The sequence below is a fragment of the Collinsella aerofaciens genome (assembly GCF_040910185.1).
GTDB classification, from domain to species: Bacteria; Actinomycetota; Coriobacteriia; order Coriobacteriales; family Coriobacteriaceae; genus Collinsella; species Collinsella aerofaciens_BF.
In genome coordinates this window covers 33,725-48,215 of record NZ_JBDGBA010000009.1, presented here as the reverse complement: position 1 = coordinate 48,215, position 14,491 = coordinate 33,725, and the positions used below count along the sequence as shown (strand labels likewise).

The window sequence follows — 14,491 nt, the reverse complement described above, 5'->3', positions numbered from 1 at the left end:
ATGAACGGTCAAGGGTAGGCTTTAAGGCATGTCCCAAAAATCTACTTGAGGAGGAAGTCGGGGAGGGGAATGGTGCGGGCCTCGCGATGCTCGGGATCGGCGATGTGGTCGGCAGGATAGCCACAGACGAGCATGTGATAGGGATAGACGCCCTTGGACAGATTGAACTGTTCTTGTGCCACCTCAGGCTTAAAATGGCATACCCAGCACGTTCCCAGGCCCTGCTCGGTGGCCTCCATCATCATCTGATCACACACGATGGACGTATCGATTTCGCTGGAATTCATCTGATCATACGGGCGCACCCAAGCGTCATCGGTAACGCTGCAAATAAGGAAGACAAGCGGAGCCCCAAAGATAGACCCATCACGAGCAAACCGAGGCTGACAAGCAGCAGCCTTCTCCAGAAGCTCAGGCGTATCCAACACCATCACACGGGTTGGATGGTTATTACAAGCAGAAGGAGCAATACGCCCAGCCTCAACAATGGCATCCACCACAGCCTGCTCCACAGCCCGATCTTCAAACTCACGACAAGAATACCGACCCCGAGCCAGATCCAAATAACTCACAACCAAGCCCTCCAAATTCAGTGTATCAACCCAAAGCAAAACAAAGGGTACCCAAAGCCCGATCCAGCCAAACGTTTAAGGCGGTCCCAAAGTTCCCAATCGGGCTCAAAGGCCCTGTCAACAAAAGCCTCATTGCTTTCAAAGTATCAGCCAAAGTTCCCAATGGTGGTACGTAAGGCGAAGGGCCGGCCACGGTTTGCTTTCGAACGACTCTGCAAAGCAGCCGGAGTGAGAAAGCAAACCGTGGCCGGCCCTTCGCCGCCGGGACACGTACCCCCAATTAACTGTTCTTCATGACAATCGAATCCACAACATCGGCCACATTCTCGCAGCAGTCGGCGCAGTACTCCAGGAAGGCGTACACGTCACGCCAAGCGATGACCTCGAGCGGGTCCTTGCCGTTAACGTGCAGGTTGCGCATGGCGTTGATGTAGAGCTCGTCGGCCTCGGACTCGATGGTGTTGATCTGGATGACCAGCTCGCGCAGGGTCTTGGACTTGCGGTAGTTGGGCAGCTCGACCATCAGGTCCTTCATGGCGCGGCAGGCGTCGGTCACCTTGTGGGCGATGACGATGGCATCGGGGTGGATGCTCTGGATGTTGGTGAAGTAGACGCGCTGCACGACGCCCTCGATACGATCGAGCACGGTGTCGAGCGAGCAGCTCATCAGGTCTAGATCCTCGCGCTCAAGCGGGGTGATAAAGGCGGTGAGCAGGGCGTCTTCGAGCTCGTGGTGCTTCTTGTCTGCCGCATGCTCAATCGCATGCATCTTATCGAGCATGTCGTGGATCTGCGCAGGGTCAAAGTTCTCAAAAATCTTGGTGAGCAGCTCTGCGGCCTGGACGGCTAGGTCGGCGCAGGCGACGTAGTTGTCAAAGTAGAACGAATCGGGTTTCTTTGCCATGGGTGGTCCTTTCGAGGTGAAGATGGGCGGGCGAGGTAATGCAGTCCGGATGGACGTTCGGTTTGACTAGAGGAACATCATGAACAGCTTGGCCATGACAAAGCTGATGAGTCCGCAGGCGGGGAAGGTGAAGAACCAGGTGAACATCATGTCCTTGACGACACCGAAGTTGATGGCCGAAAGGCGCTTGACGGCACCGACGCCCATGATGGCGCAGGTCTTGATGTGGGTGGAGGACACGGGGATGCCGGTAAGGGTGGCAAGCAGCAGGTTTGCGGCGCCCGCCAGGTCGGCGGAGAAGCCCTGGTACTTTTCGAGCTTGACCATGCTCTGGCCGACGGACTTGATGATACGCTCGCCGCCCACGCTGGTGCCGATACCCATAGTGGCCGAGCACAGCAGCATAATCCAGATGGGGATGCCTGCATCGCCGACGCTCGTCTGGCCGCTGGCAAAGGCCACGCCTAAAAAGAGCACGCCGATGAACTTCTGTCCATCCTGCGCGCCGTGCATAAAGCTCATGGCCGCAGCGCTCGCGATCTGAGCGTATTTAAAGAAGACATTGGCACGTCGCCTGTTGGCGGCGGCGAAAAGAATCGAGACGAGCTTGCACAGGACCCAGCCCATGACAAAGCCCAGGCCGATGGAGAGCGCCAGGCCGTAGATGACCTTCATCCACTCGTGGACGTTGACGCTGCTCGCGCCGCCGAGGGCGATAGCGGCACCGGTCAGGCCGGCGATAAGGCTGTGGCTTTGCGAGGTGGGGATACCAAAACGCGACGCTGTGGCGCCGTAGACGACGATGGAGAACAGCGCCGCGCAGAGGCACGCGAGCGCCATGGTGCTGTTTCCGCCAAAGTCGACGATATGCGAGATGGTATTGGCGACGCTCGCGTTAAAGTGCGTCATGATGAGCACACCGAGGAAGTTGAATGCGGCGCTCATGAGAATGGCGGCGCGGGCGGGCATGCAACGCGTAGTGACGCAGGTCGCGATGGCGTTGGGCGCGTCGGTCCATCCATTGACGAAGATGGCGCCCAACGCGAGGATCACGGTGACGGCAAGGACTGGGTTCGACACAATTTGGCCGAGGAAGGTTGAGAACGTTACGTCCATATATGGGCTTTCTCGAAGTTTGCAGACACGTTACAAAAACATGATAAATCGTATCACCTCCTGTGGGTTTCTTTACCGAGTTCTGATGGGAGAAGTGAATTTTTTGGCACTAAAATTGAATATTAGGCCTGTTGACCGCGGGTGTTCTTTTTGCTAACACGCCATGCGGACACGTGCGATTACTACGACACTCCAAAACCACAGTCTGTTCGCTTTACAACATGCAAACATGCGTTCGATAATAGGAGGCATGGAATATCGACAGACAGATGGCAAAACTCGGCGCGTGCACAAGCAGTATGTGGACGTCGTGGCTCGCATCCTCGCGGGCGGACAGGTCGTGCCGGTCACCGTCTGCTGGGTCGACGGTCGTTGCTTTACGATTGACGAGATTGTCTCGACCACTGGGTTTGGCCTGACGGTTCACGGCATCCGTACGGCAACCTATAAGGTGCGTTTTGGCGGGCACGCGACCGAGTTGTATCTGGAGGACCAGACGCGCGAACGACCAGATGGTTCGCAGGCCCATCTGATGCGTTGGTGGGTGTGGGCATTCGACCGTACGCTCGAGGGCGAGCGCCGTGGGTAAGGACGTACGGCATTCGGGTACAATGACAGGAATCTTGTCACCTGCTGCGCCGTCTTTCACGGCACTTTTTGAAAGGACGAACCTATGAACGATATCCAGGGCTATCAGAACGGCCCCGTCGAGAGCGGCGCAAGCCGCGCCAAGGAGATGTCGCCGCGCGCGTACAATCTCGCCATGTCTGCCCTGATCTTCTTGGGCTTTTGCGCCATGGGCGCCGGCGCCTACTTTACGAGCACCATGTCGTTTGCGCGCATGATGATGAGCGGCGCCGCCCTGCCGCTGGTCTTTGGCTCGTTTATTTTGACCATCGTCGGCATGGTCATGATGTCGGCCGCCGCCAGCAAGCAGTCCGTGGGCCTGTCCCTTGTGGGCTACGTAATCTTTGCGAGTACCTTTGGCCTGACCGCGTCGTTTGGCCTTGCCAACTACGACCTGCCCACCATCAACACTGCCTTTATCGCCACGGCCGCCATCACCTTTGTCTTTGGCGCCTTGGGCGTGACGTTCCCCAAGTTTTTCCAGCGCGTATATGGCATCGGTTTTGGCATTCTGCTCGCAACTATTCTGGTTGAGATCGTGCTGATGTTCATGGGCGTCTCGCAGACCATCACCGACCTGATCGTGATCGTGGTGTTCGCCGGGTTTATTGGCTATGACACCTATGTTGCCACGACGGTGCCGCCCACACTGCCCAATGCCGTGCTTATGGCCTCTAACCTGTTCGTGGATATTATCAACGTGTTTTTGCGCATTTTGAACATCCTCGGCCGTCGCGATTAAAGCGCGGCATTGCGACGCTTCCTGCCGGACACGGTAAAACGATGCGAAAGGCGGTCCTTCGGGGCCGTCTTTTTTGTGCGCGGCGGGGTATCATGGATGGGAAAAAGCCGATAGCGGCAGCGACAGGAAAGGTGGCCACGTATGGCAGACGTCGACAACAGGAACCGTAACCGCAGGTCCAACCGAGCGGGTCAGCCCAATCCCAAGCGCGAGGCCCGTGCCAAGGCCGCCGAGCGTCACGTGGCAACTGTGTCCGAAGCGTGCGCCAAGGATATCGAGCGTTCGCTTGCCGGTGTTCGCGAGTTTGACGGTATGCCTGCCGGCTTTGTCGCGGCGATGAAGGCCAAGGTTCAGAGTGCTGTGGCCACCGAAGAACAGGTTGCCGAGGACGTCGAGGGCGCGGAGGCTGCCGAGGTCGAGGCAGCTCCTGAGCCCGTCGAGGAGCCTGCCGAGGAAATCGCCGAAGCTGAGTCCGCGCCTGCTGAGGAGCCTGCTGCGTCCCTGCCTGAGGTCACCGTGCTCGATGCCTCCGCCACGCAGGCCATCTTGGACAACGGTCGTGGCTATGCGCAGTTCTGCGACATGGCCGTGCTCGCCTTTGCCTCGTTCACCAACCCGGGCGGTGGCTATATTCAGGGTTATCTGGGCCAAGAGGCCACACTGTGCGCCGATTCGTATCTGTACAACGTTCTCGATAAGCAGCGCAAATGGTACGGCGAGAACCGTCGCCGCAACATCAACTGCGAGCTCTATCGTAACCGCGCCCTAGTGGTGCCTGCGGTGCGCTTCGACCGCAACCACGTGCATGCATACGCCGACGTGATCGTGGCCGCCGCGCCCAACGTTAAGCGCGCCCGCCAGGAGTATCGCGTGAGCGACGATGCTCTGCTGGATGCCCTGCGCGACCGCATTCGCTTTGTGCTTGCCATCTGCGACGAGCTGGGTCGCGAGAAGCTCGTGCTGGGCGCTTGGGGCTGCGACAACAACGGCTTTGACGCCGAGGCCGTGGCCGAGCTCTTCCGCAAGGAGCTAGCGTCGGGCGACTTTAAGGTCAAGCAAGTCTTCTTTGCCGTGCCTTCTACGCGCTGGGATGAGGATTTTGCCAAGTTCGAGCACGTGCTGGCAAACTTCCCCGAGCGCAACGAGGAGTCCTATGCCCAGGTTGCCGCTCGCGCTGCGGCAGCTCGCGCCGCCGAGCAGACCCAGGCTGCTACCGAGGATGATGAGGACGAGGACGATTGGCGCAAGTACCTGTAATTGGTACGTGCTGACAGATAGGTCGAGCCGGCGGGAGAGGCTGCTTCCGTCGGCTTTTTACTGAGCGAGGGGCTTACGATGAAAAACGTTCTATGCTTTGGCGACAGCAACACCTATGGTTACGATCCGGCGGGCATGCGCGACGGCACCGCGGTGCGCTATGCGCAGGATGTGCGCTGGTGCGGCGTGGCCCAACGTGACTTAGGCGAGGGCTGGCATGTAATTGAAGAAGGCCTCAACGGCCGCACGACGGTACGCGACGACATGTGCCATCTGGACACCAATCTTAACGGCATCCGCGCGCTGCCGATGCTGCTCGAGGCCCATAAGCCGCTGGATGCGATCGTTATTATGCTGGGAACTAACGATTGCAAGACGGTCTTTGGTGTGACGGCCTCCGATATTGCCCGTGGCACCATGGCACTGATTCGCGCGGTGCGCGCATTTCCCTGGACCAATGCCGCATCCTGCCCGCGTATTCTGCTGATGGCACCTATCAAGATCAAGCCGCAAATCGCCGATGTATATATGACCGATTTTGACGAGCGTTCCGTCGAGGCCTCGGAGCATTTTGCTGAATACTACGCGCACGTAGCCGAGCAGTTTGGCTGCGACTTTTTGAATGCCGCCGACTTTGCCGAGCCGGGCGATATCGACTATCTGCATATGATGCCCGAAAGCCATGAGAGCCTGGGTCACGCCGTGGCAGCCAAGCTCCAAGAGATGCTCGGAGAGTAGCGCGACCCCAAGCCACCGCAAAGGGGACGGGCGCCTTTGCGGTGGTTTTGGGCTGCAAATCTTAATACTGCCACATGTGATTGACGGGGCCGGAGCCTTTGCCCATGTTCAGGCCGGCGGCCAGAGCGCCTGTCAGGTAGGCCTTGCCGGCGTTGACGGCATCGGCAAGATCCATGCCCTGGGCCAGCGCGCAGGCGATGGCGGACGAGAGCGTGCATCCGGTGCCGTGCGTGTTGTCGGTCTCGATGCGCTTGTGGCGGAACCACGTGGTGAGTGGATCTCCCAGATGGTTGCCCTCGTCATCGAGCGGCGCGGGTTCGGCCAGTACATCGTTGGCCTCGTTGACAAGATGCCCACCCTTAACGAGGGATGCGCAACCAAAGCGGCGGGTGAGGAGCATGGCAGCATTTTGCTGCGTGCGCTCGGAGTCGACCTCGTAGTCAAGCAGGGCCATGGCCTCGGGAATATTGGGCGTGATAACCGTCGCTAGCGGGAACAGGCGGCGGGTGAGCGCCTCGGCGGCATCTTCGGCAATCAGCCGCGCGCCCGAGGTGGCGACCATGACGGGGTCGACGACAACGTTTGTCGCGTTCCAAGCGCTCAGGCGGTCGGCGATAACATCGATAATCTCGGCAGAGGAAACCATGCCAATCTTGACGGCGTTGGGGCGGATATCGTCAAAAACGGCATCGATCTGCGCCGCGACAATATCCGGGGAGATGTTCTGCACGGCGGTAACGCCCAGTGTGTTTTGCGCTGTGATGGCGGTGATGGCCGTCTCGGCATACAGGCGGTGCGCCGTGATGGTTTTGATGTCGGCCTGAATGCCGGCGCCACCGCTGGAATCGGATCCCGCGATGGACAGGACGGCAGGTACCTTACTACGATCCATGTTCGCTCCCTTGTTCGGTCGGAATCAAATGGGTCTTTAAGCCAGCATTATAAAGATGCCCGGGACGACTCTATGTCGAACCCGGGCGGGCGATGCAATCTTTACGCAAACGTAAGCAAATGTTCACACGTCAACAATTGACAGGCGCCAGCTCGCCGCCAGAGGCGGCCGCGGCGACAGGGCTAGTCCTCCATGCCGAGGTCGATCGTGGTGCCCTCGAAGATCTTGTTGACGGTTCGGACGGCGCACATCTTGCCACACATGGTGCAAGTGCCCTCGGTGGCGGCGGGGGACTCCTCGTAGCGCTTCTTGCCCGTAACCGGGTCGAGCGCGCACTTCCACATGGCGTCCCAGTCGAGCTTGCGGCGTGCCTGGCCCATCTTGTCGTCCATGTCGCGGGCGTGGGGCACCTTTTTGGCGATGTCGGCGGCGTGTGCGGCGATCTTGGTGGCCATGAGGCCGTCGAGCACATCCTGGGCGTTAGGCAGGCATAGGTGCTCGGCCGGTGTCACGTAGCACAGGAAGTCGGCACCGGAGCTGGCGGAGATGGCGCCGCCGATGGCAGCGGTGATGTGGTCGTAACCCACGCCGATATCGGTCACCAGCGGTCCGAGCACATAGAACGGAGCATTGTGGCACAGGCGCTTCTGCAGTTTCATGTTGGCGGCGATCTCGTCGAGCGCCATGTGACCCGGGCCCTCGACCATGACCTGGACGCCGGCGGCCCAAGCACGCTTGCATAGCTTGCCCAGCTCGATCATCTCGGCGGTCTCGGTGGCGTCGTTGGAGTCGTAGAGGCAGCCCGGGCGGCAGGAGTCGCCGAGCGAAATCGTCACGTCGTACTCGTGGCAGATTTCGAGCACCTCGTCGTAGAACTCGTAGAAGGGGTTCTCGTTACCGGTGACTTCCATCCAGCCAAACAGCAGCGAGCCGCCGCGGCTGACGATGTTCATGAGGCGGCCGGTCTCCTTGAAGGTCTTGATGACCGATTTATTGATGCCGCAGTGGATGGTCATAAAGTCCACGCCGTCTTCGGCGTGTGCACGCACGACCTCGAGCAGATCGTTCTTGGTCAGCTTGACCAGCGGCTTTTCCATGTAGCCGATGGCGTCGTACATGGGGACGGTGCCTACCATGAGCGGCGTCTCGTCGATGAGCTGCTGGCGGAACTGGCGCGTCTTGCCCGAGTTGGAGAGGTCCATGATGGCGTCGGCGCCAAAGTCCTCGGCGATCTTGACCTTCTTCCACTCTTCGGCGGCATCGGCCTTATCGCCCGAGATGCCCAAGTTGACGTTGACCTTGGTGGACAGGCCCTCACCGACGCCAAAGGCGCGCATGCCCTTTTTGATGTGCACGATGTTGGCGGGAATGGCGATGCGGCCGTCGGCCACGCGCTCGCGGATGTACTCGGGGTCGCGATGCTCGCGCTCGGCGACTTCCTTCATCTGCGGTGTGATCTGCCCGGCGCGGGCGAAGTCGATTTGCGTGACGAGCTTGGGCTCGGTCTGTGTGCTCATTGGCACGGCTCCCTTCGTTGGCATTACCCATATCAGGTTTGCGGGTCAGGGCGGGCGCGCCCAGTCTCAGCCTGCCGTCTTGTCCTGCAAGCTCCCCGTTTATGTGGTGGGCTCAAGTATAGCCTGAATGGGTACGATTGGGCCAACGAGCGTGCCTGTGGGGAGGCGAACATGGAAGACAAGCATCTATATCGAGAGACGCAATGGGATGTATCGGCCGAGGAAAGCCGTGCGCACCATGGCCTTGTCGCGATTGGCTTTGCGGTGCTTGCCGTGCTGGTGATTGCCTTTTGTATTTGGACGTTTGGCGGTCGCGGCGGCGCTGCCTGGGAGTTTGAGGCCGACGATGCCCTGCCGATAATGACGGTGAGGGTCGCGGGCGGCAATACCGTTGCCGCGCCGGGGGACTATTGGTATCCGCGCGACGAGTTTGTGCAGCTGCAGCTGAGCGGCGGGTCTATTCCGGGCGAAGAAATCGAACGCGTGACGTTTGATGCGACGCTCAAAACGCTGACGGTGAAGCTCAAAGATCAAGGGGACGTGCCCACGACCATGGACATTGCGCTGACGGAATGGCGCTTGGAGCCCTCGGCGGGCGCTGCGGTATCCGAGGTGGAGCACGTTAAGATTACCTACCAAGATGGCTCGACGAGCGAGATTGCAAAGGCCGATGGCTTGGCGGAGTAATGGGGTGTTTGGAAACGGCGGGTCTATTGTGCCTGTGCGTTCATGAAAACCAGGGTGTTTTTGTCTGAAAGCTCGGGGATGTGCCGATAGCCGATGTTGAATGCGGTAAGTTCGCTTGCATCCTTGAGCTTGTTTTCTGCCATCCACCGCACCATGGAGCCGCGCGCCTTTTTGCTGGCGGTCGACCGTTGGATGGGCTTCCCGTTGCGGATGCCTTCGCCAAAGAGACATGTGACGACCGTGGCATCGGTGGTGAGGCGGGTGAGAACAGCTTTGGCGTATTCCGCGCTGGCGAGGTTGACGATCGTAGCGTTGGAGCCTGCCGGAGCGATAGTCCCTGCGAGCTTGTCGCCCCAAAATGCGTAGAGGTCTCGGGCACCGTCGACGACAAGCTTCGCGCCCATCTCCAGCCGATACGGTTCAACGGCATGGAAGGGGCGTACGCATCCGTAAAGGCCCGAGAGGATCCAGAGATGGTTTTGCAGCCAGTCGAGCTGTGCGGCATCCATGACCTCGGGCGCCATGCTTTGGTATTGAATGCCGTGATAGGACATGACGGCGGGGGAGATTCGACGCGCGATATCGGGATCGGCGAGGCTGGCATCGCTCAGGACGGGCATAAATTCGTGAAGCGTATCCAGGCACGTTGTAAGCAGTTTGTCGCTCACGTTCCATAGCGCCTGCAGGCCGCCGCTGCCTTCATTCCGCTCGATATCTAGCAGTGCGCGGTGGAGGCGAGCTGTCTCGCGCGCAAAGGGTGTAATGCCCAGGACTTCAAAAGCATCTTGGGCCGCGCGCATCTGCTTGGCGGGCGAAATGATGACCTGCAGCATGGACTCTCCTCTGCCAAAAAAGAAGTTGCGGTGGAATACGGTCTGTTTTGGTCGTTTATGGGCCAGTCTAGTCCGTATTTCACCGCAACTGATGAAGGGTTGGTTAGGCGCGCTCGATGAAGGCCTTGTAGCCGCGGTAGGCCTCGTAGATGTCGGCCTTGTTGGCGACCTCCCACAGGGCGTGCATGGACAGGACGGCAACGCCGGAGTCGATGACGTTCATGCCGTACTTGGCCATGATATAGGCGATGGTGCCACCGCCGCCCGCGTTGACGCGGCCGAGCTCGCAGGTCTGGAAGTCCACGCCGGCCTCGTCCATGATGTCGCGGACGAGGGCCACGTACTCGGCGTCGGCGTCGTTTGAACCGCCCTTGCCGCGGCTGCCCGTGTACTTGTTAAAGCACAGGCCGCGACCCATGAAGGCTGCGTTCTTGGTTTCGAACTTGCCGGCGTAGCCCGGGTCGAAGCCGGCGGACACGTCGGAGGAGAGCATGCGGCTGTGGGCGAGTGCGCGGCGCAGGGCCAGCGGGCTATCCTCGCCGGCGAGCGTCATGATCTCGGCGACGGTGTTCTCGAAGAAGCGGCTCGTCATGCCGGTGGCACCCACGGAGCCAATCTCCTCCTTGTCGACGATGAGTGTGATGCTCGTGCGCTCCACGTTGGCGACGTCGATCTGGGCGAGCATGGACGGATAGGCGCAGACACGGTCGTCATGGCCATAGCCCAGAATCATGGAGCGGTCGAGGCCCATGTCGCGGGCCGGGCCGGCGGGCACGACCTCGATCTCGGCGGAGAGGAAGTCCTCCTCCTCGACGTCGTACTGCTCCTTGAGGATGTCCAGGAACATCTGCTTGACGGGCTCCTTGGGGGCGTCCTTGTCGTCCTCGTCAAACTTGACGGGGCGGCCGCCCACGATCACGTCGAGGATCTCGGCGTCGACGGCGTCCTTGGCGGGCTTGGCCATCTGCTCGCTCGAGAGGTGGATCAGCAGGTCGGAGATGGTAAAGACCGGGTCGTCTGCCTTGTCGCCGATGTTAATGTCGACGGTGGTGCCGTCCTTTTTGCAGATGACGCCTACGAGCGCGAGCGGGGAAGCGACCCAGTGGTAGCTCTTGACGCCGCCATAGTAGTGCGTGTCGAGATAGGCCATGTCGCCGGCCTCGAAAGCGGGGTTCTGCTTAAGGTCCAGGCGCGGCGAGTCCACGTGGGCGCCCAGGATGTTAAAGCCCTGCTCGAGCGGGGCGGTGCCCAGGTTGACGAGCATAAGGTCCTTGCCGTGGTTGGCGGCGTACACCTTGTCGCCTGCCTTGAGCGCGCGGCCCTCGGCGATCACGGTCTCCAGATTGACGTAGCCCGCCTCCTCGGCCATCTTGATACCGGTCTTGACGCACAGGCGCTCGGTCTTGTTCTCGCTCAAAAACTGCTTATAGCCGCGGCAAAGCTCCTCGAGCTCTTCGATCTGCTGTGGCGTGTACTTTTTCCATGCGCAGGGACGCTCCATGACGCAGGCTCCTTTCGGATCGATCGTGCTGGTTGATGTACCGTGAGCCATCGTATCACGCGCGGGCTCACGGTGGCGGGGGAGCTTGATGTGAGGTGGCCGCGGGGCGGGGAGCGTGTAAACTGGAGTGAGCAAACCGTGCCCAGCCCAAAGCGAGGTATTCAATATGTCTGACAAGCGCCGTACCTTTGCCGTTATCGACGGCAACTCGCTCATGCATCGCGCCTTCCACGCCGTGCCGCCGACCATGAACGCGCCGGACGGCCGCCCCACCAACGCGATCTTCGGCTTCCTGAACATGTTTCTCAAGATGATCGATGCCTTTAACCCCGACGGCGTGGTCGTGGCGTTTGATAAGGGCAAGCCGCGCGTGCGCATGGAGATGCTGCCGCAGTATAAGGCGCAGCGCCCGCCCATGGACCCCGATCTGCATGCGCAGTTCCCTATGATCAAGGAGCTGCTCGTCGCACTCAACGTGCCGATTCTGCAGTCCGAGGGCTGGGAAGGCGATGACATCCTGGGTACTATGGCGCGCCTGGGCGAGCAGGCCGGCTGTGACATGCTGCTGGTGACCGGTGATCGCGACATGTATCAGCTAGTTACCGAGCACGTCAACGTGGTCTCGACCCGTAAGGGCCTGTCCGACGTGGCGATCATGACGCCCGAGAGCGTGGATGACCTGTATCACGGCATTACGCCGGCGCTCGTGCCCGATTTTTACGGTCTAAAGGGCGATACGTCGGACAACATTCCCGGCGTACCGGGCATCGGCCCCAAAAAGGCGAGCGCGCTCATCGCACAGTACGGCAGCTTGGACGAGGTCATCGCGCATGCCGACGAGGTCAAGGGCAAGATGGGCGAGAACCTGCGTGCGCACATCGACGATGCGCTGCTGAGCCGCAAGGTCGCAACCATTCGCACCGATGCGCCCGTCGAGCTCGATTTTGAGGCGACGTCCTTCCCGGCGTTTTCTGCCGACGAAGTGTCCGCGGCGCTGGGCACGCTTGGTATCACCGCCATGCAGAACCGTTTCTTGGCGCTGATCGGCGGCGAGGGTGGCGCTGCTGCCGCTGCTAGAACGTTTGAGATGCCCACGATTGAGCGCACCGCTGCCGGCGATGCCGAGGCGCTTGCTGACGTGGCGTCCGAGGTTTCGCGTGCGATCGAGGCGGGCGAGTGGGTCGCCGCCGTGGTGGACGATGACAAGGAAGAGGGCGCGCTCTTTGGACTGACGCGCACGCTGTGGTTGGCGACGTCCAAGGGCCTCTTCGCGCTCGAGGAGGGCGACAGCTGCGCGGCGGCTGAGGTTGAGGGCTTCAACTTCGTTCACGGCGTGATTGCTGGCGTGCTCGCGCGTCTGTTTATGGAGGGTCGCGTGGCGAGCCCGGATATGAAGGTGCTGTTGCACGAGCTTTCGCCCATCGATTCTTCTGAGCCCGAGCTCATGGATCCGCTCGCTGCCGATTCCACGCGTATCTTCGATACCGTGGTCGCTGCCTATCTGCTGGATTCCGATCGCTCCGAGTTCGATGAGGCATATCTTGCCGATACGTATCTGCAGATGGCGTTGCCTGCGGCGCGCGGCGCAGAGGGTGCTGGTGAGGACGCTCCAGCGCCTGCCGCCCGTACTGCGGCTCTGACGCTGGCGCTCGTGACGCCGTTGCGCGAGTGCATGGCCCGTGAGAATGCCGCCAACGTGTTCGATGGCATCGAGATGCCGCTCGTGCCGGTGCTTGCCAAGATGGAGCGCGCGGGAATGCTCGTGGATCCCGACCGCCTGCGTAATCTGTCCGAGGGCCTGGCGACCCAGATCACCGAGGTCGAGCGCAGCATTCGCGACCTGGCGGGTGACGAGACCTTTAATATTGGCAGTCCCATGCAGCTGTCGCATGTGCTCTTTGATGTGATGGGGCTTCCGACCAAGGGCCTCAAGAAGACTAAGCGCGGCTACTATTCGACCAACGCCAAGGTGTTGAGCGACCTTGCCCGCGACCACGAAATCGTGCGTCTGATCTTGGATTGGCGTGAAAAGTCCAAAATCAAGTCCACCTATCTGGATACGCTGGGCCCGCTGCGCCGTGGTGACGGTCGCGTGCACACCACGTACAACCAGACCATCACGGCAACGGGGCGTCTGTCCTCGAGCGACCCGAACCTGCAGAACATCCCGACGCGCTCGGAGCTGGGTCGTACCGTCAAGACGGCGTTTTCGGCAGGCGAGGGAAGCGTCTTTTTGGCGGTGGACTACTCGCAGATAGAGCTGCGCCTGCTGGCACATCTCTCGGGTGACGAGCACTTGGTGCGCGCCTTTAACGAGGGCGAGGACTTCCATGCCGAGACGGCGGCGCGCGTATTTGGTGTGCCGGTGTCCGAGGTAACGCCCGACCTGCGCAGTCGCGCCAAGGCCGTGAACTTTGGCATCGTGTACGGCCAGCAGGCCTATGGTCTGTCACAGTCGCTGCATATCTCGATGGCCGAGGCGCGCGACATGATCGACCGCTACTACGAGGCCTACCCGGGCGTGCGTACATTCCTCGACAACGTGGTGGCGCGCGCCAAGCAGACGGGCTACGCCGAGACCATGTACGGCCGCCGTCGTCATATTCCGGAGCTCAAGGCCAAAAACCCGCAACTCCGCGGTTTTGGCGAGCGCACGGCCATGAACCACCCCATGCAGGGCACCGCCGCCGACATCATCAAGATCGCGATGGCCCGCGTAAGCCGCCGTCTGGAAGAGGAGGGCTTTGCCGCCCACATGATCTTGCAGGTACACGACGAACTGGACTTTGAGTGCCCCATCGACGAAGTCGAGCGCCTAACCACCATGGTCCGCGACGTCATGGAGCACGTCGTAGACCTCCGCGTTCCCCTAATCGCCGAAGCCAGCACCGGCATAACCTGGGCCGACGCGAAATAGAAAAACAGCCACAGGTCCAAAGCAGCCAAACCAGAAGGGAGTCCCTTTCAGCAAGGAACTCCCTTCATCCATAATTATTCAGCCAAGTATCTAGACGCCAAGACGCCATCTAGGCGGCAAGCAAGTCACCCTAGGACCTGGCCGGGCGAGGCGGGTAAGTTTTTCGTAGATTCCGCACGAGCCGGAAA

Annotated in this window: 13 protein-coding genes; 6 read left to right on the top strand and 7 right to left on the bottom strand. The window is 60.5% G+C overall.

What is annotated here, in order from left to right:
- Window positions 1-41: 41 nt before the first annotated feature.
- The 3 genes from AB5Z54_RS05190 to AB5Z54_RS05180 all read right to left on the bottom strand — a co-directional run bounded on the left by AB5Z54_RS05190 (window position 42) and on the right by AB5Z54_RS05180 (window position 2,592).
- A complete protein-coding gene (locus tag AB5Z54_RS05190) occupies window positions 42-572 on the bottom strand; it encodes a nitroreductase family protein (protein ID WP_349070123.1) in 531 nt (176 codons plus the stop codon).
- 280 nt (window positions 573-852) lie between these two features.
- The gene (locus AB5Z54_RS05185) at window positions 853-1,476 is read right to left on the bottom strand and encodes a DUF47 domain-containing protein (RefSeq protein WP_055309822.1); all 624 of its coding nucleotides are present in this window, start codon (window positions 1,474-1,476) and stop codon (window positions 853-855) included.
- A 66-nt stretch (window positions 1,477-1,542) separates the two neighbouring features.
- Window positions 1,543-2,592, bottom strand: a complete 1,050-nt coding sequence (locus AB5Z54_RS05180; protein ID WP_006234237.1) for an inorganic phosphate transporter — start codon at window positions 2,590-2,592, stop codon at window positions 1,543-1,545.
- 250 nt (window positions 2,593-2,842) lie between these two features.
- Between AB5Z54_RS05180 and AB5Z54_RS05175 the strand changes: the two genes are divergently transcribed.
- The 4 genes from AB5Z54_RS05175 to AB5Z54_RS05160 all read left to right on the top strand — a co-directional run bounded on the left by AB5Z54_RS05175 (window position 2,843) and on the right by AB5Z54_RS05160 (window position 5,956).
- On the top strand, window positions 2,843-3,181 hold the full coding sequence (locus AB5Z54_RS05175; RefSeq protein ID WP_006234236.1) for a hypothetical protein: 339 nt from the start codon (window positions 2,843-2,845) through the stop codon (window positions 3,179-3,181).
- Between the two features lie 84 nt (window positions 3,182-3,265).
- Complete coding sequence (locus tag AB5Z54_RS05170; RefSeq protein WP_055286094.1) at window positions 3,266-3,961, top strand: Bax inhibitor-1 family protein; 696 nt, start codon at window positions 3,266-3,268, stop codon at window positions 3,959-3,961.
- A 141-nt stretch (window positions 3,962-4,102) separates the two neighbouring features.
- Window positions 4,103-5,218 (top strand): TIGR02452 family protein, encoded by a 1,116-nt coding sequence (locus AB5Z54_RS05165; RefSeq protein WP_215693652.1) that lies wholly within the window; start codon window positions 4,103-4,105, stop codon window positions 5,216-5,218.
- Between the two features lie 78 nt (window positions 5,219-5,296).
- A complete protein-coding gene (locus AB5Z54_RS05160) occupies window positions 5,297-5,956 on the top strand; it encodes an SGNH/GDSL hydrolase family protein (protein WP_368160654.1) in 660 nt (219 codons plus the stop codon).
- A gap of 61 nt (window positions 5,957-6,017) precedes the next feature.
- On the opposite strand, the gene thiD is transcribed toward AB5Z54_RS05160, so the two are convergent.
- Together thiD and thiC are read right to left on the bottom strand one after the other, a co-directional pair.
- The gene (gene thiD / locus AB5Z54_RS05155) at window positions 6,018-6,848 is read right to left on the bottom strand and encodes a bifunctional hydroxymethylpyrimidine kinase/phosphomethylpyrimidine kinase (RefSeq protein ID WP_152067745.1); all 831 of its coding nucleotides are present in this window, start codon (window positions 6,846-6,848) and stop codon (window positions 6,018-6,020) included.
- A 182-nt stretch (window positions 6,849-7,030) separates the two neighbouring features.
- Window positions 7,031-8,365 (bottom strand): phosphomethylpyrimidine synthase ThiC, encoded by a 1,335-nt coding sequence (thiC, locus tag AB5Z54_RS05150; protein ID WP_368134632.1) that lies wholly within the window; start codon window positions 8,363-8,365, stop codon window positions 7,031-7,033.
- Between the two features lie 171 nt (window positions 8,366-8,536).
- Between thiC and AB5Z54_RS05145 the strand changes: the two genes are divergently transcribed.
- Complete coding sequence (locus AB5Z54_RS05145; protein ID WP_195521823.1) at window positions 8,537-9,052, top strand: hypothetical protein; 516 nt, start codon at window positions 8,537-8,539, stop codon at window positions 9,050-9,052.
- 23 nt (window positions 9,053-9,075) lie between these two features.
- Here the strand turns inward: AB5Z54_RS05145 and AB5Z54_RS05140 are convergent, their stop codons facing one another.
- Window positions 9,076-9,885, bottom strand: coding sequence for a YaaA family protein (locus AB5Z54_RS05140; protein ID WP_368160651.1), 810 nt, complete (start codon window positions 9,883-9,885; stop codon window positions 9,076-9,078).
- 103 nt (window positions 9,886-9,988) lie between these two features.
- Entirely contained in the window at window positions 9,989-11,386 is a 1,398-nt protein-coding gene (locus AB5Z54_RS05135; RefSeq protein ID WP_368160649.1) for an aminopeptidase, read from the bottom strand.
- A gap of 166 nt (window positions 11,387-11,552) precedes the next feature.
- Here AB5Z54_RS05135 and polA point away from each other — a divergent pair, with 166 nt between their 5' ends.
- Window positions 11,553-14,303, top strand: coding sequence for a DNA polymerase I (gene polA, locus AB5Z54_RS05130; RefSeq protein WP_260699155.1), 2,751 nt, complete (start codon window positions 11,553-11,555; stop codon window positions 14,301-14,303).
- Window positions 14,304-14,491 lie beyond the last annotated feature (188 nt).

What these genes read in the sequence shown, in the direction of transcription:
- AB5Z54_RS05185 (WP_055309822.1), bottom strand. Translation starts at nt 1,476, where the DNA reads ATGGCAAAGAAACCCGATTCGTTCTACTTTGACAACTACGTCGCCTGC.
- AB5Z54_RS05180 (WP_006234237.1), bottom strand. Translation starts at nt 2,592, where the DNA reads ATGGACGTAACGTTCTCAACCTTCCTCGGCCAAATTGTGTCGAACCCA.
- AB5Z54_RS05175 (WP_006234236.1), top strand. Translation starts at nt 2,843, where the DNA reads ATGGAATATCGACAGACAGATGGCAAAACTCGGCGCGTGCACAAGCAG.
- AB5Z54_RS05170 (WP_055286094.1), top strand. Translation starts at nt 3,266, where the DNA reads ATGAACGATATCCAGGGCTATCAGAACGGCCCCGTCGAGAGCGGCGCA.
- AB5Z54_RS05165 (WP_215693652.1), top strand. Translation starts at nt 4,103, where the DNA reads ATGGCAGACGTCGACAACAGGAACCGTAACCGCAGGTCCAACCGAGCG.
- AB5Z54_RS05160 (WP_368160654.1), top strand. Translation starts at nt 5,297, where the DNA reads ATGAAAAACGTTCTATGCTTTGGCGACAGCAACACCTATGGTTACGAT.
- thiD (WP_152067745.1), bottom strand. Translation starts at nt 6,848, where the DNA reads ATGGATCGTAGTAAGGTACCTGCCGTCCTGTCCATCGCGGGATCCGAT.
- thiC (WP_368134632.1), bottom strand. Translation starts at nt 8,365, where the DNA reads ATGAGCACACAGACCGAGCCCAAGCTCGTCACGCAAATCGACTTCGCC.
- AB5Z54_RS05145 (WP_195521823.1), top strand. Translation starts at nt 8,537, where the DNA reads ATGGAAGACAAGCATCTATATCGAGAGACGCAATGGGATGTATCGGCC.
- AB5Z54_RS05140 (WP_368160651.1), bottom strand. Translation starts at nt 9,885, where the DNA reads ATGCTGCAGGTCATCATTTCGCCCGCCAAGCAGATGCGCGCGGCCCAA.
- AB5Z54_RS05135 (WP_368160649.1), bottom strand. Translation starts at nt 11,386, where the DNA reads ATGGAGCGTCCCTGCGCATGGAAAAAGTACACGCCACAGCAGATCGAA.
- polA (WP_260699155.1), top strand. Translation starts at nt 11,553, where the DNA reads ATGTCTGACAAGCGCCGTACCTTTGCCGTTATCGACGGCAACTCGCTC.